Source organism: Vibrio toranzoniae, assembly GCF_024347655.1.
In the GTDB taxonomy this organism is placed as follows: domain Bacteria; phylum Pseudomonadota; class Gammaproteobacteria; order Enterobacterales; family Vibrionaceae; genus Vibrio; species Vibrio toranzoniae.
In genome coordinates, this window is the sequence record NZ_AP025514.1 from 1362514 (window position 1) to 1386050 (window position 23537).

Annotated in this window: 22 protein-coding genes and 1 riboswitch; of the genes, 12 read left to right on the forward strand and 10 right to left on the reverse strand. The window is 44.2% G+C overall.

The genetic code is table 11. From position 1 onward, the window contains the following. Nucleotides 1–7 precede the first annotated feature (7 nt). A riboswitch (glycine riboswitch) is annotated at nucleotides 8–141 on the reverse strand. A 301-nt stretch (nucleotides 142–442) separates the two neighbouring features. Together OCU50_RS05970 and OCU50_RS05975 are read left to right on the forward strand one after the other, a co-directional pair. Next, nucleotides 443–601, forward strand: a complete 159-nt coding sequence (locus OCU50_RS05970; protein WP_046222879.1) for a hypothetical protein — start codon at nucleotides 443–445, stop codon at nucleotides 599–601. A 148-nt stretch (nucleotides 602–749) separates the two neighbouring features. Beyond that, on the forward strand, nucleotides 750–1484 hold the full coding sequence (locus OCU50_RS05975; RefSeq protein WP_060467572.1) for a hypothetical protein: 735 nt from the start codon (nucleotides 750–752) through the stop codon (nucleotides 1482–1484). Between the two features lie 130 nt (nucleotides 1485–1614). Here OCU50_RS05975 and OCU50_RS05980 read toward each other — a convergent pair whose 3' ends face one another. From OCU50_RS05980 to OCU50_RS06000, 5 genes are all read right to left on the reverse strand, one after another. After that, the gene (locus OCU50_RS05980) at nucleotides 1615–2778 is read right to left on the reverse strand and encodes an ABC transporter permease (RefSeq protein WP_060467573.1); all 1164 of its coding nucleotides are present in this window, start codon (nucleotides 2776–2778) and stop codon (nucleotides 1615–1617) included. Further along, entirely contained in the window at nucleotides 2775–4001 is a 1227-nt protein-coding gene (locus OCU50_RS05985) for an ABC transporter permease (RefSeq protein ID WP_060467574.1), read from the reverse strand. The genes OCU50_RS05980 and OCU50_RS05985 overlap by 4 nt, the downstream gene beginning before the upstream one ends. Before the next feature lie 7 nt (nucleotides 4002–4008). After that, entirely contained in the window at nucleotides 4009–4983 is a 975-nt protein-coding gene (locus OCU50_RS05990; protein WP_060467575.1) for an HlyD family secretion protein, read from the reverse strand. Nucleotides 4984–4986: 3 nt separating this feature from the next. Next, nucleotides 4987–6426, reverse strand: a complete 1440-nt coding sequence (locus OCU50_RS05995; protein WP_060467576.1) for a TolC family protein — start codon at nucleotides 6424–6426, stop codon at nucleotides 4987–4989. 236 nt (nucleotides 6427–6662) lie between these two features. After that, nucleotides 6663–6890: a hypothetical protein gene (locus tag OCU50_RS06000; protein ID WP_060467577.1), complete on the reverse strand. Its 228-nt coding sequence runs from the start codon at nucleotides 6888–6890 to the stop codon at nucleotides 6663–6665. 626 nt (nucleotides 6891–7516) lie between these two features. Here OCU50_RS06000 and OCU50_RS06005 point away from each other — a divergent pair. The 6 genes from OCU50_RS06005 (at nucleotide 7517) to OCU50_RS06030 (ending at nucleotide 14904) form a co-directional block, all read left to right on the forward strand. After that, nucleotides 7517–9166 carry an ATP-binding protein gene (locus OCU50_RS06005; RefSeq protein WP_060467578.1) on the forward strand — a complete coding sequence of 550 codons (1650 nt, stop codon included), beginning with the start codon at nucleotides 7517–7519 and terminating at the stop codon, nucleotides 9164–9166. A gap of 74 nt (nucleotides 9167–9240) precedes the next feature. Further along, nucleotides 9241–9936 carry a response regulator gene (locus OCU50_RS06010; protein WP_060467579.1) on the forward strand — a complete coding sequence of 232 codons (696 nt, stop codon included), beginning with the start codon at nucleotides 9241–9243 and terminating at the stop codon, nucleotides 9934–9936. Between the two features lie 500 nt (nucleotides 9937–10436). Further along, nucleotides 10437–11939 (forward strand): glucose-6-phosphate dehydrogenase, encoded by a 1503-nt coding sequence (zwf, locus tag OCU50_RS06015; RefSeq protein WP_060467580.1) that lies wholly within the window; start codon nucleotides 10437–10439, stop codon nucleotides 11937–11939. Continuing rightward, nucleotides 11936–12652: a 6-phosphogluconolactonase gene (gene pgl / locus OCU50_RS06020; RefSeq protein WP_060467581.1), complete on the forward strand. Its 717-nt coding sequence runs from the start codon at nucleotides 11936–11938 to the stop codon at nucleotides 12650–12652. The genes zwf and pgl overlap by 4 nt, the downstream gene beginning before the upstream one ends. Nucleotides 12653–12680: 28 nt before the next feature. Continuing rightward, nucleotides 12681–14129: a decarboxylating NADP(+)-dependent phosphogluconate dehydrogenase gene (gene gnd / locus OCU50_RS06025; protein ID WP_060467582.1), complete on the forward strand. Its 1449-nt coding sequence runs from the start codon at nucleotides 12681–12683 to the stop codon at nucleotides 14127–14129. A 361-nt stretch (nucleotides 14130–14490) separates the two neighbouring features. Further along, nucleotides 14491–14904, forward strand: a complete 414-nt coding sequence (locus tag OCU50_RS06030) for a VF530 family protein (protein WP_017055242.1) — start codon at nucleotides 14491–14493, stop codon at nucleotides 14902–14904. 123 nt (nucleotides 14905–15027) lie between these two features. On the opposite strand, the gene OCU50_RS06035 is transcribed toward OCU50_RS06030, so the two are convergent. The 5 genes from OCU50_RS06035 to OCU50_RS06055 form a co-directional block, all read right to left on the reverse strand. After that, nucleotides 15028–15219 carry a hypothetical protein gene (locus OCU50_RS06035; protein ID WP_060467583.1) on the reverse strand — a complete coding sequence of 64 codons (192 nt, stop codon included), beginning with the start codon at nucleotides 15217–15219 and terminating at the stop codon, nucleotides 15028–15030. 278 nt (nucleotides 15220–15497) lie between these two features. Then, a complete protein-coding gene (locus OCU50_RS06040) occupies nucleotides 15498–16256 on the reverse strand; it encodes a sulfite exporter TauE/SafE family protein (RefSeq protein ID WP_060467584.1) in 759 nt (252 codons plus the stop codon). Between the two features lie 192 nt (nucleotides 16257–16448). Continuing rightward, nucleotides 16449–17969, reverse strand: coding sequence for a tripartite tricarboxylate transporter permease (locus OCU50_RS06045; RefSeq protein WP_060467585.1), 1521 nt, complete (start codon nucleotides 17967–17969; stop codon nucleotides 16449–16451). Nucleotides 17970–17979: 10 nt separating this feature from the next. After that, the gene (locus OCU50_RS06050; protein WP_060467586.1) at nucleotides 17980–18480 is read right to left on the reverse strand and encodes a tripartite tricarboxylate transporter TctB family protein; all 501 of its coding nucleotides are present in this window, start codon (nucleotides 18478–18480) and stop codon (nucleotides 17980–17982) included. Nucleotides 18481–18728: 248 nt separating this feature from the next. After that, nucleotides 18729–19700, reverse strand: coding sequence for a tripartite tricarboxylate transporter substrate binding protein (locus OCU50_RS06055; protein ID WP_060467587.1), 972 nt, complete (start codon nucleotides 19698–19700; stop codon nucleotides 18729–18731). A 492-nt stretch (nucleotides 19701–20192) separates the two neighbouring features. On the opposite strand from OCU50_RS06055, the gene OCU50_RS06060 reads away from it, so the two are divergent. The 4 genes from OCU50_RS06060 to prpB all read left to right on the forward strand — a co-directional run bounded on the left by OCU50_RS06060 (nucleotide 20193) and on the right by prpB (nucleotide 23426). After that, nucleotides 20193–20789 (forward strand): LysE family translocator, encoded by a 597-nt coding sequence (locus OCU50_RS06060; protein WP_060467588.1) that lies wholly within the window; start codon nucleotides 20193–20195, stop codon nucleotides 20787–20789. A 13-nt stretch (nucleotides 20790–20802) separates the two neighbouring features. Beyond that, nucleotides 20803–21618, forward strand: a complete 816-nt coding sequence (locus tag OCU50_RS06065) for an AraC family transcriptional regulator (RefSeq protein ID WP_060467589.1) — start codon at nucleotides 20803–20805, stop codon at nucleotides 21616–21618. A 154-nt stretch (nucleotides 21619–21772) separates the two neighbouring features. Next, on the forward strand, nucleotides 21773–22492 hold the full coding sequence (locus tag OCU50_RS06070) for a GntR family transcriptional regulator (RefSeq protein WP_060467610.1): 720 nt from the start codon (nucleotides 21773–21775) through the stop codon (nucleotides 22490–22492). 37 nt (nucleotides 22493–22529) lie between these two features. Further along, nucleotides 22530–23426 carry a methylisocitrate lyase gene (gene prpB, locus OCU50_RS06075; protein WP_060467590.1) on the forward strand — a complete coding sequence of 299 codons (897 nt, stop codon included), beginning with the start codon at nucleotides 22530–22532 and terminating at the stop codon, nucleotides 23424–23426. Nucleotides 23427–23537 lie beyond the last annotated feature (111 nt).

Sequence of the window (23537 nt, forward strand, 5' to 3'; positions counted from 1 at the left end):
TGTTGCTTTCCACTCCTCTGTCCTTTTGCCTGAGAGTTTCACTTAGCGAATCACTTATAGATAAGTAACGGGCACTAAGCTTGCTCCTTCGGCGGCCGCTTTCTACTACAAAGTAGTACGGCTCTCTCCAGAGGTTCCTCCAACGACAGTCCTCACTTTTCTGGGGTTAACCAGCATAAAGCACCTGAAAGATTTACTTCTTCGGCGGGTCAATCTAACTAAATGTTAAAGTTTAGTTAAAAACCACTCTCCTGCAGTCTTCATTGGAACAATTACCTAAATAATCAGGTAATCTGTAGGCGTATCCTAGATCATATAAAATGTGATGTCAGCTACAAAATATCTGTTTGCACAAATGTTGTTCAACTAAATGATCAAACAACGTGACTCTGACGTAACTTGCTTATTTAAATGGTATAAAATAGAGAAACAAGGAGGAGTTATGACTCGACTAATAGCGATTGTTTTTTTATTGGCTTTGGCATTTGTACTGTTTCGTTATCGGACTAACGAAAAGGTGCAAAAAGGGGTAGTGATAGTTATCGTTAGCAGCTTCCTTTTGTATACTGCCAGCTTGATGATTTCAGAGTTAACTCGTTAGACCGTCTGAGAGCAGATAGGATGAACGTGTTAGTAAAGCTCAAGTGCTTCTGACTTGAGAGACAGGTTTAACTGAACCTACACAATCAGTATTGGTATTAGTACCAGTGACCGCGTAATGTTAAACATATTTTTGGGAGTACCCGCTAGTGAACCAGCAATCTGGACAAAGCGAACAAGATGAAGTGGTTGTTATTGAAGAACGCGATAAGCGCAGTCAGCTTTATATCGGCATTGCTGCGGTTATAGGTTTAGCGCTAGGTGGCTTAATCGGTTCTACAGTGACGGCTTCGAAGTGGGAGTCCACTTATCAGGTACTTGAAACTCGATACCAAGAACTGCGCGACAGTAAAACGGAATTGATGACGTCAGTGGAAGCGAAGGTGGCAAAAGTCGATACCGAGGTCGATGCAAAAGTAGAAGCTGCGCTAGTCAAACAGGCTGAAGAGCATCAAAAAGAACTCCAAGACTTAGCGAAACAATCTGCAGTTTTAGAGAAAGCGAACTACTCGCTAGAACAACAGTTAAACGAACAACAGCAAACGCTAGACAAAACTAAGCAGGACAACCAGAAGCTAAACCGTCAGGCCGATATGCAGTCGACTCTGTTTGAACGCTCTCGTGAATTGTTCCGTAAAGAATTACAAATTTCTCAAGAACTTGAAAAGCTTGAGAAAGAAAGAGATGAACTTGAACAGAAACTTGGCTCTTTGAAAAAGGCGTGTGACGTGTTTTTAGATGGCACGTCATGGGATTCAAAATCAAATGCTTGTGAGAAACAAGATAACGCTAACTCTCGATTGAGTGATATCAGACAAATGATTCAAGTTCACACTATGGATCTCAAACAAATCAAAACATTAACTGAAGAGATGGGTTTATAGCCCTTATCATCAATATTTAAGTCATGATGATTTGTGACTAATCTAGCTTACAATTAATCAGTATTAAAACGCCCACATCACCTTGGTTGGTGTGGGCGTTTTATGATTATGGGTTCTTTACATATGAATATTAAGTTCTTGCTGTTCGGCGTACCAAAATCTTACTCGATTTATGCCATAGTTTAAGCGCTAGCAACGAACCCCATAGAATAACTTGTCCCCATAACAGCGTCCACTGAGGTGCTACCTCTTGCCAAGACGCGCCCATCTGATTCAGCGCCAAGAAACCTTGAATTGCAGGGGTACTTGGGAATAGCTGTGATAGCAGTACTAACCACTGTGGCATCATTTCAACAGGCCAGATAAATCCAGACGAGAAAATAAGCGGCATCGAACTGATTAACACCACAACCGTGACTAGCTCTCTTCTTGGTACTAGTTCACCGATAAGAATTCCGATCAAACAACTTGCCAATAAGAAAGGCAGCAGCAGAGTTAGAATTTGAGTTATAGAGGCGAGCAAGTTAATCCCATACATCGAGAAACTGGCGCCGAAGTAGTACATGGACAGCAAATAATAAATGCCGACTAAGGTACAACAACGAGCAAGGATCAGTTTAACTGGTGGCGTTTTACTCCAATATCCAAATGTCGATTGAGCATTTTGTGTTGCGCCAACTAAACCAGAAGCCATGGCTAGGGTTTGTTGCAGAATCAACACAAATACAGCAGGAACAACATAATCGATGTATCCCATGCGACTATTGAAGGTTGGTTTTAGATTCAAGCTAAACGCGCTATAGCCTTTGGTTGCGGACTCTAACGGCACACCTTCGACTAACAAGTGGCTGACCTTAACTTGTGCCGCTAACGTGCCGCCAGCTTTAGCAAGGCCTTCAACAATGGTTCCGTACACCAAGAAGTAAGACGCATCGCCCGCATAAGAGAGCGTAGGGCTCTTTCCAAGAAGCAGATCTTTATAGAAACCTTCTGGGATGACGATGAACCCGCCAATCTCTTGGTTCAGCACGGCTTGTTTCGCATCTTCGATGGTGGAATCTCGACGAACCAAATCGATTTGAGAGGTTGCATCGACCATTCTCTCTAACTGGTAGCTGCTTTTGCTCTTATCCAAGTTCACCACCGACGCTTTCAATTGTTGAGGTACTTGATTAGCGTAAGGCAACGGATACAAGAAGGAATAGAAGACTACACCACCGAACACGGTGAGCAATACAACAGGGTTGCGCAATACCGCTAACAGTTCTTGTTTTAGTAGTTGAGTAAAGCTCATGGTTTTACTCCTTGTTGTTCTACTTCTTGTGCTTCTTCAGCGTTAACTGAGCGTGGTAACTGCGCTAGATGTTTCTTGATTAACAACATAACCACCAACGCAGGAACCGCATACCACAGCATGGAAGTGAGGCTGATTAACGATTGTGCTGCACTTGCGCCATAACTGGACTGAGCCGTTTGTACTTCGATGTAGTGACTTACAGGCAATAAGCTTCTCCAAATTTGAGCCGCCGTGTTCATGTCGGTGACTGGGAAAGTAATCCCCATGAAGGCAAAGCTTGGCGCTGTGAAGGCACCGGCGAAACTCATCGCCCTTGCTGGATCGAGTGTTAAAAAGAAGAACAAACAACCCATGATGATACAGCTGATAACCGTTAGTAGTTGAGCAACCGTTAAAGCCATGAAGCTGCCGTTAAATGGCCAGTCGAGTAGACGATAGAACCAAAAGCTAAACGCAATACCAAACGCTAAAAACAGAGCGACGTAAGGGGTTAACGTTGAAACTAACGACTTCGCAGGAGAGTGTGACAACCAAGCTTTTAGCCCACGAGCTCGCACGTTTGCGGTTAACACTAAGATCGTGCCGACTACTATCATGATTTGCCATAACGCAGGAATTACGGCTGATACTAAGAACTGCGCATAACTGCTGTTCTTATTAAACAATGGCGTGATCTGGCTTTGTACCGTAACCGCTTGCCCCAATGCTGATTTGACCGTGGTATCACCGTGTGAAAGCTGTTTAACCACTTCAAGCTGAGCGTTAAATGTGCCTTGAGCCTGCAGCAGAGCCGAGTTCACCAGTTTGCCGATCAAAATAAATTGGCTGTTGTAGAACACGGAAACTTGCGGGTTTAATCCTAAGTAAATATCTCGGTCAAAGTGTCTGGGTATGACAACATAGCCATAGATATCGCGTTTGATCATCGCCTTAGCTGCTTCGCTCACTGAGTTGTATTTCTGACTCACTTGCAGCGTTGGGGAGGCATCAACTAAGCGCGTGAACTGTTGCGAAATTTGGCTATGTTCAAGATCAACCACCGCAACGGGTAAGTCACGAGCGATGCCTTGTGAGAAAATCAGCCAAATGCTGGCAGCAAGAAGCAAAGGTATCCACGTTAGGCTCGACAACAACCACTTGTCTTTGCGGACTATCGTCCACTGCCTAAGTAATGTACTCGTCACTTTATGATGATCTGATGAGTGAGAGTTAGCAGACATACGTCACCTAAAGCTCAACCACAAGGCTCATGCCCATACGCAGTGTTTCGTCAGTGTCGACAGGGCGTGCTTCTACTTCAAATGTACGTAGGTCAAAGCCTTGCGCTGCATCGGTTGAACGCCAAGTCGCGAAATCACCCATGACGGCAATATGAGTCACTTTAAAGGTCAATGATTTATCTAGCGCAGGGAGATAAGCATCAAACTGAGTGCCTTTCTCAAAGTGTTGCAACATGTCTTCACGAACGTTGAACACAGCCCAGGCGTCTTGAGTGTCGATAACGGTGACAACGGGGAAACCTTGTGGCGCTAATTCACCACTGCTCAATAGTACCTGAGCCACTTCACCGCTAAACCAACTGTGGATCTGTGTGTCTTTCGCGTAAGCCTCAACTTCCGCTACCGCACCTGCCGCCATTAACGCTTTTTGAGCAGCTGCCACTTTGGTTTCGTCGCGAGCACCTTCTTGTGCCAGTTGGTACATCTGGAAGGCTGCACTTTCTGTGTATTTCGCGGCTTGCCATTGTGTTTTGGCTTCATCACGCTTCTGCTCGGCAACCACGCCATCGTTGTAAAGATTATTTACTCGTTGGTAGGTTTTGTTCATTAGGTCCGCGGCAGCTTTGGCTTTCAACCATTGGTCTTTCGCAGCTTGGATCTGTTGGCTACGCGCACCATTCTCGGCTTCTTTAGCCAATGCACCTGCCGCTTTCTGTCCCGCTTTTGCTTGTTCTAATTTTGCATCAATTTCTGGGCTAAGAAGGGAGAAGATCAATTCTCCTTTTTCCACTGAATCGCCCTTGCGTACAAAGACTTGGTCTATTCGGCCGGGCACTTTAGAAGATATGCTATATTGCTGCGCATCGATTTGGCCTTGTAGCTTTACGGGTTGGGGTTGATAAGCTTGGTAAAAACTGTATCCGACCCAGCTAATAATTCCGATACCAACTAAAGATAGAAGAAGGGGTTTAATAGGTTTCATGAATTATCCTTTTGACTGGCTATCGGTGTCTGTTTTTGAATCGAAATCAGACGAAAAAGAAGAAGTTGAGTAACTCGAGTAAGCGTTCATTTCGCTGGTTAGCGCCAAAAGCTTGTTGAGAGAAATGAGGTATTTGAATCGCGCAGCAGATTGCTGGGTTTTAATGCTCGCAAGATAGAGTTCAGCATCAACAACCTCTAACGAATTAGAGAGCCCTTGAGTGAAGGCTTTTTTACGTAGGGATAGGTTCTCTTGAGCCAATGAAAGGCTGGAATTAAGCCCTTGAACCTCTTCAATTGCTTGGTTTGCTTCGAGGTAAGTCTTTTGAACCAACACGGTTAAGTCTTGCTTAGCTTGTGACTTCAGGAATTGAACCTGAGAAACAGCGCTGTGCGCAGCGGCTACTTTGTCTGAGCGCCCTGAGGTATCCAGTAACGGAACGTTCACCCCAATGCCAACCAACCAATCAGGCTTCATTTCGCTGGCTAGAGAGTCATCCTCATACAAGCTGTAATCACCGTAAAGGTACACCTCAGGGTAGTATTTACCTTTCTCCGCTTTAATTAAGCTACTTGCTTGTTTCTCTTTCGCATCAAGGATCTTAAGGCCGGGGTAGGTCATGAGTGTTTGATCAATGAACACGTCCATATGAGGCAGGTTCTTGTTGATAAACAGTTGCTCTGAAGGTTCAACGCTTTGGCTTTGACCAAGAATTTGAGTAAGGGCGAGCTGAGCTATTTTAAGATCATTCTGAGCTTTCGTACGCTCGACAGTTGCTTTGTCTAAAGATGCATCCGCTTGTAGGCGTTCTACGCGTGCGATTTGTCCTTGTTGCTCCAGCTTGATCGCGAAATCACGGTGTTGAGTTAAGCCAGCTTCTACGGCTTGACGGGTTCTTACTACATCTTCTGCTAAGATCACTGAGAAGTAGTATTTACTTAAGTCCTCGTATCGCGCCTGCTTTTCCATCAACAGTTGGCTTTGCGCTTCTTCGCTTTTACCTTCGGCTGCATTTTGCGCCGCGGTAATCCGTCCACCCGTAAAAATAGGCCAAATAGCGCGAATCGAAGAGCTGAAAATGTCTTGCTCGGTGATCGTTGAGGTAACACCACCTAATATAGGCTGAAGAATCCCCCCGATAGCTCCCAAATTTGGCACGCCACTTAGGCTATCTGAAAATTGTTCGCCATTAATGGTCACATCACTATCAAGGTGAGTGTAGTTAGCACCTAAGGTCACAGAGGGCAGATTAAGGCTTCCAGTGGCATTTTGAAGATGCTGATAACGCTCAACGTTAGCTTGTTGAGCCGCAAGAGAGTTGTTGTTCTCTTGAAGTATTTGCCATGCTTCGGAAAACGTGAGTGGGGCAGCGTAGCTTGGCGAAGTCATCGTACCAAGGAGAATACTGGCGATCGCAAGGTATTGAAATTTTGGTTTGGTCATCTGTATTAAATACCAATTAGAGTATTAACTCTAATGTTAGCAGGGCGATAGTTATTTGTCTTGAATAGATTGTACCTGCGAATAGATTGTCTCACACCAACAGAAGTATCATAACTCGTTAATCAAGTGTAAAAAGATAGAGTGATGCAGATGTCAAAGATAAATAACACTTAAAAAGCACGCCGCAGCGTGCACTCTAAGTTCTGTAAATAATTGTCTTTACAGCATTTAATGGTCTATTTAAAGCTTGGACAATGGTGATCGGCTCGCCATACCAATTGCTTTGACCCTTGCATTGTTTGTAATAAATCTTTGCCTGACATTTGCGGAAATGCTAACAATACCTTGAGATCACGTGGGGATGTATCGTCTTTCTCATAGGCTCTTACATGAGTGAAAGTAGATTGTAAGTGCTTGAATAGCATAGTCTTAGTTAGACAAATTCCAAAATTATCGCGTTTCATTGCCTGGTTTCCTTTTCAACAATGTTTGTACGTTATGTTTTTTATCCCGTTGTCATTGGACATCACCACTGGCTTACATGCCCTTATTATTAGTGTTGTTTCGTCGTTAACTGAGTCTAGGTGATGTTTCACTAGCACCTCTGAGTTTCATTCCTGTCTACTGTTTAAGTAGAGGCAAACAAATAGGGTTGGAGACATCACTCATTTTTAAACTTTCTCAACAGTAAAATGACAAATTTCTTACTGTACGACACGTCTAGCGAGTCAATGATTGTTGCCTTTCTGTGAATCCAAATTGCGACCTAGATAGCTGTCTTAAAATGGTGACTTACAGTTTAACAACAACAAATCTCTTTATATGCAACTATTATAATTGTATTTATTTTAAACAACCTAAAAACACCTAAAAGCTTAGTGATCTAGCTCAATGTTTACTCGTTTATTTATTTTTTGAGTCAATCAGCCCTGAAATTGAACAGTAGCCTAAGTGACATAACGTAAGGGAATACCAATTAAGAACCAACCCAGTTATTTAGTTGAGTAACAGTCACAAATTCGTATAAGTACAAAGGCTATCGAATTAACTTGGTGTTAACATCAATGGCTAAGTATTAGGGACGTTCTATATGAAATGGAGTAGCATCAGCTTCAGAAAAAGGTTGCTGATTATCATGACGGTCACTGGCCTCGTTGAACTTTTGATACTGTCAGCTGCAGGTTTCTACTATATCAAACAATCTCAAGAGCAAGAGATGGGTTTGAAAGCATTAGGTGTTGCTGACTTTCTTTCTGAATCACCATTTGTCATTCGTATTATTCAAGATAATGGAACCTTTAATTCCAAAGGTGCTCCCCACGTAGTCTCAGAAGAAACCCAACTTAAATTTCGTAACCTTACCCAACTTATTGGTGCAGCGTTTATTGTTGTGGGCGATGAGCAAGGAATTCGTTTGATTCATCCGTATGACGATAGGTTGGGTAAGCCAATGCGTGGTGGCGACAACGAGCAGGCCTTGGTGTTGGGGGAGTCTTATGTGTCGACGGCTAAAGGTTCACTCGGGTTTTCGGTACGTGGTAAATCTGCGGTCAAAGACGCTCAAGGCAATGTCATCGGCGTGGTGTCTGTAGGTTATTTATTGGATTCATTGCAAGATCGAATCGAACCTTACTTAGCCTTTTTGATTGTGATGGCGTTGCTGGTGGTCGCCGTCAATGCGGTGATTTCAAGCTATGTGTCTCGTCGTTTTCAGCGCGCGATTTTGGGGTTTGAGCCAGAAGAAATTGGTCGATTATATGTCGAACTTGATGTGACGATGAGTACCGTAAAAGAAGGTATCCTGAGTATTGATAAACACGGCATTTTACGTTCAATCAACAAGAGTGCCTGCGACATTTTGTCGATAGACAGGGAGAAATCCCTTAATCAGCGCCTTGCCGATGTATTGGCTGGCAGTGATTTGGAGCAACTTTTATCAACGGGAGAAATTGACCACGATGTTGAGTTATACCTGAATAACAAACGAATCATTGCTAACCGTAGCCCAATTACTGTGGCTGGTGAAGTGGTCGGTGCGGTGTCCAGTTTCCGATTACGAGATGAGATTAATGATTTAACTGATCAGCTTTCTCAAACTAAAGAGTATGCGGATCTGCTGCGCTCGCAAACGCACGAACACCAAAATAAGTTAAACACCATCAGTGGCCTAATTCAGATGGGTGAGTTGGAGTCTGTTCAGCAGTTGATTGGACAAGAAACAGATCACTATCAAAGCCTTATCGAGTTCTTAAGAGAAACGGTCAAAGATCCACTGATCGCGGGCATGTTGCTAGGTAAAACAGAACGCGCACGCGAGATTGGTTTGGAGCTCAAAGTCGAAGAAGGTTCAAGGCTAGAAACACTGCCAAGTCGGTTAAACGCCGATGATGTCGTCACTATTATTGGCAATCTGATTGATAACGCATTTGATGCCACCATGATGGCCATTAAACAGGAAGGACAAATTGTCCCGGCACGCCGTGTTATCGAAGTGTCTATCAGTGATTTTGGCAATGAAATCATTGTTGAGGTTGAGGATAAAGGGTGTGGTTTACCAAAGCATCTAGCAACCGATGAACTAACAGAGAAAGGTGTATCAAGTAAAGCTAAGCAGAATCGTGGTGTGGGTTTGTACTTGATTAAACAGCTTGCCGATCGTTATCAAGGGCAATTGGAGATGATCGATAATCATGATTTTGGTACTCGAATGACAGTGTATTTACCGAAAGAAGAACAGTAAGAAATGGATATCAAAATTGTGCAGAATATTAGAACAGTGATGACTGGACATAACATGTTAAAAGGAAGGACATAATGGATGCAATCACGAGAGTCATGGTCATTGAAGATGATATTGCGATTGCAGAGCTTCACCATCGTTATTTAGATCTGATGGGAGGCTTTGATGTGGTCGGAATTGCGACTACACAGTCTGAAGCCTTAATGCAATTGGATATCTTAAAGCCGGATTTGGTTTTGTTGGATGTGTATCTTCCTGACGGGTGTGGGTTGGATATTCTGAATCATGTCCGTGGCGCCAATCAAGGGTGTGATGTTATCTTAATCACCGCAGCACGTGATGTCGACACATTGCAACAAGCGATGCGTGGCGGAGTGGTGGATTATCTACTTAAGCCGGTTATGTTTCCTCGCTTAGAAGCGGCATTGAAAAAGTACCAGTCACAGCAACAAGAATTTGAAAGTGTGTCTGACCTCAACCAAGGATTGGTGGACAAGATGTTGCAAGCGAACGCGAAAGATAATGCAGGGAAAATATCAACTCTACCCAAAGGAATCGATGGAGTAACGCTTAATAAGATCAGAGCGCTTTTTCAGCAAGTAAGCGCGACCAACATCACGGCGGACGAAGCGGGTGAACGTATTGGTGCAAGCCGAACCACAGCCAGACGCTACTTAGAGTTTTTGATCACGACGGGCGAGTTGGTTGCCGACTTAAACTATGGCACCGTCGGTCGTCCTGAGCGGGGCTATAATAGAGCGAGACGATAGGGCAAATCAGAAGGTAGTATTCTTTACTTAAAATCTCCCTTCTACTTAAAGCTCTCCTCCTGCTTAAAGATTCCCGTTTGCTTGAAGATAGCGCTTAATTTAAACGCAGAATGCGAAATCAGTTGAGTAAAGCGCTGTTTGCTTTTTTCGGATATCCCGCAGTTAACTCCACCGACCAGATACCATTCTTTATTAACTACAATGTTCGTGAACGAGGAATTATCGCCACCACGGGCTTTACGAACTCAATAATCGCTTATATTCCGGACAAAGTGAGCCAATATTTAATCGATTGCCTTCACAGTGGTTGATGTAAATCAAATAGTCATAGACAATACTGTCCCGAATAGAGGTGATAGCTTTCACCCTCGTTTACCAAACGCATTCTCAAGTGTAATAGGCACTTGCTATTGATGTAATAGTTAAGACCTATTATCTATTTTTGTATGTCGCTGATACCTTTGGCGAATACTAAAAACCTTGTTTTTATAGGAAAGATGATGGTAATACCTGAAAACAGCAGCATCGTTATTTTTGGTGCGTCGGGAGATCTAACTTATCGTAAGTTAATTCCTGCTTTATACCACCTGTATGCTAGCAATCAACTTCCTGAATCCTTTGCGATTCTTGGAGTGAGCCGTACTGAGTACAGCGACGAGTCTTACCGTGAGAAGCTGAAGAAGTCTCTTCAGGAAATGGAAAAAACTGAACCAGAGACGCTAAATGCATTCATTGAGCATCTGCATTACCAGGCGATCAACACTTCAGATGTAGACGACTACGCTCGTTTAGCACAACGTCTAGATACTCTTGAGCAAGACTACCAATTCGAAAACCATAACACACTGTTCTATTTGGCAACGCCGCCAAGTTTATATGGTGTGATCCCAGCAAACCTTGCTGCGCATGGCCTGAACGATGAGAAGAACGGCTGGCGTCGTCTTATCATTGAGAAGCCATTTGGTTACGACCTCGCATCTGCTCAGGCGTTGGATGAAGAGATCCATCATCACTTCCAAGAACACCAGATCTACCGTATCGACCATTACCTCGGTAAAGAAACGGTACAAAACCTTCTAGTGCTTCGTTTCTCAAATGCGATGTTTGAACCACTGTGGAATCGTAATTTCATTGATTACGTTGAAATCACGGGTGCTGAGTTCCTAGGCGTTGAAGAACGTGGCGGATACTACGACAGCTCTGGAGCTGTGCGCGACATGTTCCAAAACCACTTGCTACAAGTATTAGCAATGGTTGGCATGGAGCCACCTGCTCAAATCAACGCGGATTCTATTCGTGACGAAGTGGTTAAAGTCCTTCAGTGTCTAAAACCACTAGAAGAAGATGACCTGCGTAAAGACTTGGTCCTAGGTCAATACACAGCATCAGACGTTCGCGGCCAGCAATTGTTAGGTTATCGTGAAGAACCAGGTGTTGCGGATGACTCTCGTACTGAAACTTACATCGGCTTGAAAGCTCACATCAATAACTGGCGTTGGAATGGGGTTCCTTTCTACGTACGTACTGGTAAACGTTTACCTACACGTGTAACTGAAATCGTGATTCACTTTAAGAACACACCACATCCAGTATTTGGCCAAGATGCACCAGAGAACAAACTGATTATCCGTATCCAACCGGATGAAGGTATCCAGATGAGCTTTGGTTTGAAAGAACCTGGTGCAGGCTTTAAGGCAAAAGAAGTCAAGATGAACTTCTCTTACTCTGACTTGCCTGAAACTCAAATGCTAACGGCTTATGAGCGTCTGCTTCTTGATGCGTTAAACGGTGACGCAACTTTGTTTGCACGTACTGATGCGGTAGAAGCATGTTGGAAATACGTTCAACCAATCTTAGACTTCAAACAAGATCCTCAAGCACTGTTTGGCTATGCTTGTGGTACTTGGGGCCCACAGGAGGCGGATGAGCTTCTACAACGTGATGGCCGAGCATGGCGTTTCCCATGCAAAAACTTAACAGACACGGATTACTGCGAATTATGATCAATCACAAGATCTTTGCAACGCCAGAATTGGTCGTTGAAAACCTAGCAAACGAAATGAAAGCTTACAGTGAACAGGGCAGACCTGTTCATATTTCATTGTCGGGCGGCAGCACGCCAAAAATGCTCTTTAAGCTGTTAGCTCAAGCACCATACGCAGAAGGTATTCAATGGAATAACCTTCATTTTTGGTGGGGCGACGAACGTTGCGTGGCACCAGATGACGCTGAAAGTAACTTCGGTGAAGCGAATGCGTTACTGTTTTCGAACGTGAACCTTCCGGCAGAGAATATCCACCGCATCCGTGGTGAAGATGAGCCTAACGCTGAAGCCGAGCGCTTTGCTAAAGAAATGGCTGATGTGATTCCTGGTGAAAACGGCACGCCTATTTTCGATTGGATTCTGTTAGGTGTTGGTGCCGATGGCCACACAGCTTCGCTATTTCCGGGTGTAACTGATTACCAAGACGAGAGACTCTCTTTATTAGCTTCTCATCCTGAGTCCGGTCAAATCCGAGTTTCTAAAACGGCGAAAGTTTTAGAAGCAGCAAAACGAATCAGTTTCCTAGTACTGGGTGCAGGTAAAGTTGAGATCGTTAAAGAAATTCATACAACTCCTGCTTCAGAATTGCCTTATCCGGCAGCGAAAATCCAGTCTAAAGCTGGCGAAACAGAGTGGTTCCTAGATTCAAGTGCAGCAAGTGCTATCGCATAAGTGCGAATAGCCGCAAGGAGATAAAATAATGAAAGGTGATATCGGTGTAATTGGCCTAGCAGTAATGGGTCAGAACCTTATCCTAAACATGAACGACCACGGCTTCAAAGTTGTGGCTCATAACCGTACTGCTGCTAAAGTAGACGAGTTCCTAGAAGGCCCAGCTAAAGGTACTAATATTGTTGGTGCTTACTCTCTAGAAGAGCTAGTTGAGAAGCTAGAAGCGCCACGTAAAGTGATGCTTATGGTTCGTGCAGGTGACGTTGTAGATACGTTCATCGACAAGCTTGTACCACTTCTAGACAAAGGCGACATCATTATTGATGGCGGTAACACTAACTTCCCAGACACTAACCGTCGTGTTGCTGCTCTTCGTGAGAAAGGCATCCACTTCATCGGTACTGGTGTTTCTGGTGGTGAAGAAGGTGCTCGTTTCGGTCCTTCAATTATGCCAGGCGGTTCTCCTGAAGCTTGGGAAGCGGTTAAGCCTATCTTCCAAGGTATCTCTGCGAAAACTGACGCGGGTGAGCCTTGTTGTGATTGGGTTGGTAACGACGGTGCTGGTCACTTCGTTAAGATGGTTCACAATGGCATCGAATACGGTGACATGCAGCTTATCACTGAAGCATACCAGTTCATGAAAGATGGCCTAGGTATGAACCACGACGAAATGCAGGCTGTATTTGCTGACTGGAACAAAACTGAACTAGACAGCTACCTTGTAGAAATCACTGCTGATATCCTTGGCTACAAAGATGAAGACGGTGAAGCACTTGTTGAGAAAATCCTAGACACTGCTGGCCAAAAAGGCACAGGTAAATGGACAGGTATCAACGCACTAGACATGGGTATCCCACTGACTCTAATCACTGAGTCTGTATTCTCTCGTTGCCTGTCTGCACTTAAAGACCAACGTGTTGAAGCTGAGAAACTATTCGGCAAGACAGTTGCTCCAGTTGAAGGTGACAAGCAAGAGTGGATTGATGCAATTCGTCAGGCTCTACTGGCTTCTAAGATCATCTCTTACGCTCAAGGTTTCATGCTAATGCGTGAAGCGTCGAACGAAAACGGCTGGGATCTAAACTATGGTAACGTTGCACTGATGTGGCGTGGCGGTTGTATCATCCGTTCTGCATTCCTAGGCAACATTCGTGATGCTTACGAAGCGAACCCAGACATCGCTTTCCTAGGTTCAGATGCCTACTTCAAAGGTATCCTAGACAACTGCATGAGCGCTTGGCGTAAAGTAGCAGCTAAGTCTATGGAATCTGGCATCCCAATGCCATGTATGACTTCTGCACTAACGTTCCTAGATGGCTACACTACAGCTCGTCTTCCAGCGAACCTTCTACAAGCTCAACGTGACTACTTCGGTGCTCACACTTACGAGCGTACTGACCGTCCACGTGGTGAGTTCTTCCACACAAACTGGACTGGTACAGGCGGCGACACTGCTTCTACCACTTACGACGTATAATCGTTAGTTAGAATCAGTTAAGAACACGTTCGTTCTTTCAGCTGTAAACTAGAAAACAAAAGGATGCTAATCGGCATCCTTTTTTGTTGCTTGAGCATTTTTGTTACTTTGAATGGTGAGGTTTCGGAACCGAAGAAGACTCCCGAGATGCAGGGCAGTTGATGTTACCCCCGAATGTTAAATGACCAATTCGAAATTAATTTTAAAGATAAATAGGATCACGAGCATGCTTTATGCCATCATAAAGGCATAGATAAGGGCAACGGATCTAATGCCCAAGTGATTGAGCTAGAAATGGTCAGTGATGACGGTGTTCTAGAGTAAATTCAAGGCCTTTAGTTGCCTTGAAAAAGGTAATGTTATGACTGAAGAAGAAAGAATCGAATTGCAACAAAATAACCCATTGCACGGCTTAAAGCTTGAAACCATGATCACTGAATTAGTGGATCACTATGGTTGGGAAATTTTGGATGCAGCAATGCGCATGAACTGCTTTAACACTAAACCAACGGTAGCAAGCGCTGTTAAATATCTAAAGAAGACAGAATGGGCTCGTGAGAAGGTAGAAAACTTTTACCTGTATCGTTTTAAGCGTATGCCTAAAGCGTCTGATATCGAATATCAGATGCCACCACGTTCACGTACGTTCCGTCACGGTTTAGAACCTCGTGAACCAATGGAGTTGACGGTTGAGTCTATTCAAGCGTCACAAGCTAAAGCCGCGTCTGCTTTCAAAGAACGCCGAGGTGGCAACGGTCGTAACTTTCGCCGTTAATTAAACGTCGTTAAATAAAGCAGCCTAAATAGGTTAAGTAACCTAAGGCCAAAAAGCGATAAGCATAAAATACAAAGGAGCCTCAGAGCTCCTTTTTAATGCGTGTAGCTTTAGTAATACGTCTTAAGTTTCGCGGTTTTTTCTTTGATTCTTCCACAGATCGGCGATATAAATAATTGCACTGACGAGTAAGAATAGCGCTGACACAGAAAATAGAGCAGGCATTTTTAGGATCCACGCGAATGTGGCAGCAAGAAAAGCGACAAAGCAAATGAGTCGACTTGATGACATGATATGACCGAGTTTAATGTTCATAACGCCTCCTAATGAAGTCTCACTTTCGACAGAAGAATTATCCCACCTTTGGCAAAATAAAGGCTAAAAAACAGTCTAAATTGTTATCAAACTTGCTAATTAAAGGGCTCGTCTCACACATTTGGGCTTGGTTATTTTATAGTTCATAAAATAACCAGTGAGGCATTTGAGATTTCTTTGATACCTTTTCAACGCTTAACGATTTACGTTGTGTTTTGCTAACGGAAACTGCGATTACTGCACGAAGTCGTTCGAATGCAAGCTAGTTGGCATAGAACCTAATTAGTATAGAAAAAGTAAGCGGTGATGAAGAAACTCGCGATGATCACTGTGTTACGAACATACTGTTGTGGGATGCGGCGAGAGATTTTTGCTGAGTAATAGCCACCAACCAAGGTCCCCATCAAAACGGCCATGCCTGACGGCCAATCAATAGAGCCATTCACGATAAAAAACACGATTGCAGCAAGTGATGCAGAAGCGGATACAAGCAGTTTAATGCCATTCATGACGTTGATATTAGTATATCCCGCCAGTGCCAAGTAGCTCAATGTCACAATGCCCAAACCTGCATTAAAATAACCACCGTAGATACAGACAATCAAAAGCAATAAAGCGGAAAAGAATGCGCCTGCGCTGGTGGCGTGCTTATGTTCTGCTGTAGCTTGTTTAAGCCACTTATTGAGCGTGCCGCCAAACGTGAATAGCAGAGCGGCGAACAGCAATAACCAAGGAACGGATTGAGTAAACAATGCCTCTGGTGTGTGCAGCAACAAGAACGCACCAATACCGCCGCCAATTACACACAGCCCGACAACGAGTTTGAGTTGTTTGGTGCCAGATCGAATTTCATGGCGCAGTGCATAGGCGCCACTGATGTAGCCTGCGCATGAAGCAAAGGTGTTGGTTGCGTTGGCCGCAATAGGAGGGACGCCAGCAAATAGCAGAGCGGGAAAGGTGATAAAACTGCCTCCGCCAGCAATGGAGTTCAGTACACCACCAATCACGCCTGACAAGAATAGAATCAACCAATCCATAGTTTAGAATCCAATACGTTAACTAATCGGTTACCTTACTTGATTTTGTTATTAATATCAGGGATATGTGTTTTTCAGGAGCCGGATTGTGAGTTTGCTACCATCTTAGAGTTGTGGCTTTTTGAAATGACTGATAAGAAAAAAGGAGCCTGAGGCTCCTTTTATTTAGTTTAAGTAAGTGATGTTCTGAGCCTAAACTTCAACTGGTTTTGCTCTAAAGCTCTTGAACAGCTTCACAAGAATCGGACTAGAGAGAACCAATACCGCCAAGACAGTGAATGTCATGGTGATAGGACGTTCCCAAAGGAAGCTTAGCTCACCATCGCTGATCATCAGTGCGCGTCTTAAGTTTTCTTCCATCAAACCACCTAAGATAAAGCCAAGTAGTAATGGCGCCAGTGGGAAGTTAGCCAGCCTTAACGCTATCGCTGCCATCGCCACAATGAGCATCACAAACACATCCATCGTGTTGAAAGACACCAAGTAAACGCCTGTGATTGAGAAGAAGATAATCATTGGCAGCAGTACCGTTCTTGGTACAGCAAGCAGTTTAGAGATATATGGGATAAGCGGCAGGTTCAGAATAACCAATACAATGTTGCCAAAGTACATAGAGATAATCACCGACCAGAATACATCTGGGTGTTCAACGAATAGGCGAGGGCCCGGTTGGATGCCGTAAGCGATCAATGCACCTAGCATGATTGCAGTGGTACCAGATCCCGGAATACCTAGCGTCAGTAGCGGAACGAATGAGCCACTTGAAGCCGCGTTGTTTGCTGATTCAGGAGCCACAAGACCACGAATACTGCCTTTACCGAACTCTTTCTGTTTGTCTTTTGGTGCAAGGCTACGTTCCATACCGTAACTCAAGAAAGCGGCAATGGTTGCACCAGCGCCAGGTAGAACACCGGTAAAGAAGCCAAGGATCGAAGAACGAATAGAAACGGGCGCTACTTCTTTGAACTCTTCTTTGGTTACCTTCATGCTGCCAATATCGGCCATCTTTTGGCTTTCTTCGCCGCTGGTGTCTTTCTCTGGTTTCAAAATACCCATTAAAGTTTCACCAAGCGCGAACGTCGCCATAGCCAGCAATAGGAAGCTGAAGCCATCCATTAGATCCGTGAGGCCGAATGTGAAGCGCTCAACACCAACGCCTTTGTCGATACCTACGGTTGAAAGCATCAAGCCTAAGATGGTCATCATCCACGCCTTGATAACCTGACCTGGGCCTGCAAACGCCGCTACAGCCGATAAACCTAATAGCATCAATGCAAAGTAGTCTGAAGACTGGAAGCTCAATGACACGCTTGCTAGAGCCGGAGCTGCAATCAAAAGCATAATTGCTGAAAGTGTACCGCCAGTAAAAGAAGAGTAAGCAGCAAGAGCCAGTGCTTTACCAGCTTGGCCTTTTTGTGCCATTGGGTAGCCGTCGAATGCCGTTACTACCGTAGAAGAACAGCCTGGAGCATTGATTAGGATTGATGATGTTGAACCACCAAATACCGCACCGTAGTAAACACCGGCCATCAAAATAAGACCAGAAGATGGGTCTAGGCCGTAAGTGATAGGGATCATCAGAGCAATGGCTGAGATTGGACCTAACCCCGGAAGCATCCCGATGAAGGTACCTACGAAACAGCCCACGATTACCATCATGATGTTCATTGGCATCACAGCGGTAGAAAGTCCTTGTAAAATTCCGTCTAACATAATGTTATCCCTACCAAAGAGTGAAGATTAAACCAGGCTCTAGGTAGATATCTAAGCCTTGAGTTAAAAGAAGAAAGAACGCGATAACGAAAGGAAACGACGCGCCAAACAAGATAGATTTACGGCGCTCACCCAATAGGTAAAAGCCCGCTAATAAGAAGAAGCTTGTAGCTAAAACAAAGCCAAGATACGTCAGCCCAACACCGTACAGTGCCATTAACACCAAGAAGCCAATCAGCAGTTTCCAGTTCAGCGGCGTTGTTTCACATTTGACTTTCTTGTTTGGTTCTCCAGTGACAAGCAAAATCAACGATAACCCGATACCGATGAAAGTCAGCAGGGTAGGCAATGTTCTCGCGGTAAAGGGTTCATATTCATCACCGGGAAACAGCGGAATCAGGGTAGTTTGGTAGCCATAGCACAAGCACGCCAGCATAAAGATCAAAGCTCCGAGACGATCGCCTGAAAGCAAAGATTCCTTACTGAAAAATTTGGTTGGTAAGTCCGACATATCCAACTCCATTTGGGTGGTGTAGAAAAGTAAAAAAACCGTACATGAGCGAGTCAATGAAATGTCTGGGATCACTAACCGAAGGTAAGCGAACTACAGTGCTTGGGCTTAGCAAGCCGCTTGTGTTTACAACGAATCAGCAAGCGTTAGTAATACGTCTACAAATAAACAAAGGAGTTTGAAGTTAACTCATGTACGGCGAAACAAGGAAAGAGTAAGAGGGCATAAAATCCCTCTATCGTTGTTGGTTATTTCAAGAAACCAAGCTCACGCATTAGGTCGCCCATCTGTTTTTCTTGGTCTTCTAGGAAGGCGTAAAAATCTTTGTCCGCTTTGTAGTTGTCGATCCAACCGTTACGGTCGCGCACCACTTGCCACTCATCGGTTTTGTACATTTTGCCTAGAGCTTCATTCCATTCATTGATTTTCGCTTGACTAGTGCCCGGTGCCGCGAAGAAACCACGCCAGTTAGCGAATACTGTTTCGTTGCCGTACTCAGTCAGTGTTGGGATGTTAGGTGCTGCTTCAAGACGTTTTGGTGCTGTTACCGCCAGTACTTTCACCTGCCCAGACTTAGACATCTCGAGTACTTCACCAAGACCAGTTGAAAGCAGTTGTGTTTCACCAGAAAGCAGTGCAGCCATTGCTTTTCCGCCCGCATCGTAAGCAATGTAGCGAACCTTTTTCGCATCAAAACCTTCACCTTTGAACGCTGCGGCTACAACTAGGTGATCCATGCTGCCACGAGCTGAACCGCCAGCAATTTTCACTTTACGTGGGTTTGTTTCGAATTCCTTTACTACGTCTTCCCACGTGTTGTACTTAGAATCTGCAGACGCAACGATTGCGCCGTAATCGGCAATGGTTGCAGCAACAGGCGTTAGGTCACGGAAAGACTGTGGAAAAATACCCGTGAGAGAGCGCACAACGATAGGTGTTGAGTTCACCATTAGCGTGTCTTCTTGGCGTTGAGCCGTTTCAATTAGGTGTGCAATGGCTTTACCGCCGCCACCACCAGATAGGTTTTGGAAAGAGACATTTTCTACGATGTCTGATTTCACCAGTACATCACCGGTACCACGAGCTGTCATATCCCAACCGCCACCAGCGCCGCCAGGGATTAGGAAGTGTATTTTTTCTACGTCAGCAGCAAAAGTGTTGAAAGAAAAGGTTGCTGCGATAATAGAAGCCGCAAGAGTAGGTTTCAGTGCCTTGAACATGTTCACGTTCCTTATGTAGGGGCTCTCTTCAATGGAGAGAAACTTATGTTTATATCCAGCTACTAAACACACGAGCAGGGTATTGCTTAGTAGATGAAGCTAAAGTTAACGGGGTGTTAATGAGTTGTCTGTAATGCGGCGATATTGAGGATAAAGAACATTGGGTGAATAAAGTTCATAAAGTTCACGGATTGGTCACTCTCTATTATCCATAAAAGAGTCACGTATGTTGATGTAAACAAATATCTCGAGGTCACGTGCTAGATGATGAGATCTAGAATGACTGTGTTGTAGAGTGGGCGATGAATGAAAGGCGCAGGTAAATGCGAATTTTTTTCATCTGAGGGTTATATGTAAAGGCGTTATACCAGTAAGGCGTTTAAAAACTGAAAGAAGCATAGAAAGTAGATGAGATCATAGCAATTTTGTTCAATAACGGGTTTTGAAGTTTAGGTACTTTAGTGTTTTAGCAAAAGAATAAACGGAACTGTCATGGAACAATTATGGGTAGCTATGTTCACATTTGCGATGATTGGAGCTTTGTCACCTGGACCGGTAAATATCGTGGCAACTAGTACGTCGGCCAATTACGGCTTAAAGGTTGCGTTGAGGTATGTAGTCGGAGCGAGTATTGCTTATGCCACCATCGTTTTTTGTTCAGGAAGTTTATTGCGATTATTAGCAAGTGGGATTCCAAATATTGCATGGTTGATGAAAATTGTAGGGACCCTATTTTTACTCTACCTCGCAAAACAAATTGCTTTTGCGCCATATCAAAGCATTGACGCTATTTCGCAAGACAAAGCCCCTAATGCGTGGCAGGGCGCATTTTTGCAATGTATAAATCCCAAGGCTTGGTTAGTTGCGATGTCGGGTATTAGTTTATATGTTGTCGATCAGCCATCGTCTTCCATCGCGCTACTGCTCTTTACCTTGATATCTCTAGCTGCATGCTTAGTGGGGGTGGCGAGTTGGGCATTTTTAGGACAGGCGATAAGAAAGGCATTACAATCTGAGGTGAAGCAAACAATGTTCAACTGGGGTATGGCTGGACTACTCGTCGTTTCGATAGTAAGTATTTGGGCATAAGAAGGAGAATGATATGGCAAAGGATCGCACGGTCGCTTTTAAGCAAAGTACCTTGTTGCCGAACATTGAAATTAGAATAGCGGATAAATCGAGCGCATGCTATGACGCGCATTCTCACGATGAATTTTCGTTTGGTGTTATTCAGCAAGGCGCTGCTCACTACCGCAACCTAGGTTCCCAACACCAAATAGGGCGTGGTGATATTGTTACTATTAACCCCTCAGATATTCATTCTTGCAATCCTGTTACGGTAAGTTGGTCTTATAACATGCTATTTGTGGATACTCATTGGATGGGTAATATCCAACAGCAAATAACAGGGGATAGACAATACGATTATTGTGCGTTTTTGCACGATTACGAGAAAGGGGGCGAGGTTAGAAACAGCTTTCAAAAGCTTTACACTTCTCTTGTTAACGGTCACTCCTATCTTGAGGCCGAAACTCATTTTTATGATTTTATTGAAGAATGTCTCCAGCAGTCGAACACCAATACCTTGCGTACAACGTCCGTGTTACCTCACCTTCAGCGCGTAAAAGAAAAACTATTCGATAACGTTGAATACAACTTGCGTTTGTCTGAGATCGCGGAAGAGGTAGGCGTTAGTCAATATCATCTTATTCGTAGTTTCAAACAGTTTTATGGGTTATCACCGCATGCGTATTTACTTGATGAACGGATTAAACGTGCGAAATCCATGCTTAAGACAGGGCAAACAATTGTCGACACTTCAAACGCGCTTGGTTTTTCTGATCAAGCGCATTTTCAACGTAACTTTAAGAGGAGAGTGGCAGTAACACCAAGGGTCTATCAATCCTTTTTCCTCTGATTTGATCGTTGTAATTCGCTCCTTCTTAAATACTACCTTAGTCTTAATTGTCGACAATTTTCTTGATTGTCGATGATTTAATCGTGTATTTTATGTTCATGTTATGAAATTGTTGACAATTAACGTTCAACAATCAGAAGTGAGCAGCGTGAATATGAATACTGCGATAAAAGATCTCACCTTAAGTACAAATACGAAAACTCGTGTGAGCGATAAAGAAAACACCAAGTCAGAAAACCTGACGGAATACCTCGTTGAGGCGATTGTTAACGGTGAATTACCTCCGGGCAGTAAGATCTCGGAACCCGAGCTGGCTAAACGCTTTGAGGTAAGCCGAGGCCCATTGCGTGAAGCGATAATGCGGGTTGAAGGGCTAGGGCTGATTGAGCGAATTCCTCATGTTGGCGCGCGAGTGATTACCTTTTCGGCTGACAAGCTACTTGAGCTTTACGCGGTGCGAGAAGCATTAGAAGGCATGGCAGCAAGGCTAGCCGCAAGACACATCACACAAGAAGAGCTTATCGGGCTTGAAGGGTTATTGTCGACACACTCTCAGTATATCGATGAAGTAGAGGGCTCTTCCTATTTCCACCAACACGGTGATTTCGATTTCCATTATCGAATCATTAAAGCCAGCCGCAACAGCAAACTCATTTCTCTACTTTGTGATGAGCTTTATCACTTATTACGCATGTATCGCTACCAATCGCCTAGAGCACAGTCTCGCCCAAAAGAGGCGCTTGATGAACATAAATATATCCTACAAGCAATCCGCAACCGTGATGAAGAGCTGGCAGAAATGCTGATGCGACGACATATCTCCGGTAGTCGACTGCTTATCGAACAACAAATTCAATCCAAAGATATGGATTAACAGGCTTACAAATACACAATTAACAGGGAGTGTCATTATGAAGTTATCAGCAGGAGCAAAGTTCCGACAAGCTGTGCAAGACAATGATCCACTGCAGATCGTCGGCACGGTGAATCCGTACTGCGCGATGATGGCAAAGAATTTGGGTCATCAGGCTATCTACTTGTCTGGTGGAGGTATCGCCAATGCGTCTTACGGTTTACCTGATCTGGGTATTACCACATTGAACGATGTGTTGGTGGATGTGGAACGTATTACCAACGCGTGTGATTTACCTTTGCTGGTGGATATCGATACGGGATTTGGCGGTGCGTTCAATATTGCACGTACAATTCGAGCGATGGAAAAAGCGGGCGCTGCGGCTATCCATATGGAAGACCAAGTGGCACAAAAACGCTGTGGTCATCGTCCCAATAAAGCGATTGTTAGTCAGCAAGAGATGGTCGATAGAGTTAAGGCTGCAACCGATGCCAGAACCGACGAAAGCTTTGTGATTATGGCTCGTACGGATGCATTGGCGGTTGAAGGAATAGACAGTGCGATTGAACGCGCGATTGCGTGTGTTGAAGCGGGTGCGGACATGATTTTCCCTGAAGCGATGAACCAACTCGACCAATACGTGAAGTTCTCGGCGGCGCTGAAATCAGCGACGGGTAAGCACGTGCCTGTTCTCGCAAACATCACTGAATTCGGCCAAACACCACTTTACAACTGCAAAGAACTGGCGCAATCGAGTGTCGACATGGTGCTTTATCCACTCAGTGCATTCCGTGCGATGAACAAAGCCGCGGAGAATGTTTATAAACACTTGTTAGTTGAAGGTAATCAAGAAGCACTGCTGGATTCCATGCAAACTCGTAAAGAGCTTTATGAACACCTGAATTACCACGATTACGAGAACAAGCTTGATCAGTTGTTTTCGAGTGAAGAATAAATCCCAGTTCAATTAATAAAAATCAACTTAATCCAATAACGTGAAATGGTTAGTCAGCCACATCGGGTCCGTGAAATCGAGTGAGATAGTCGTGGTCATCGAATACAAATA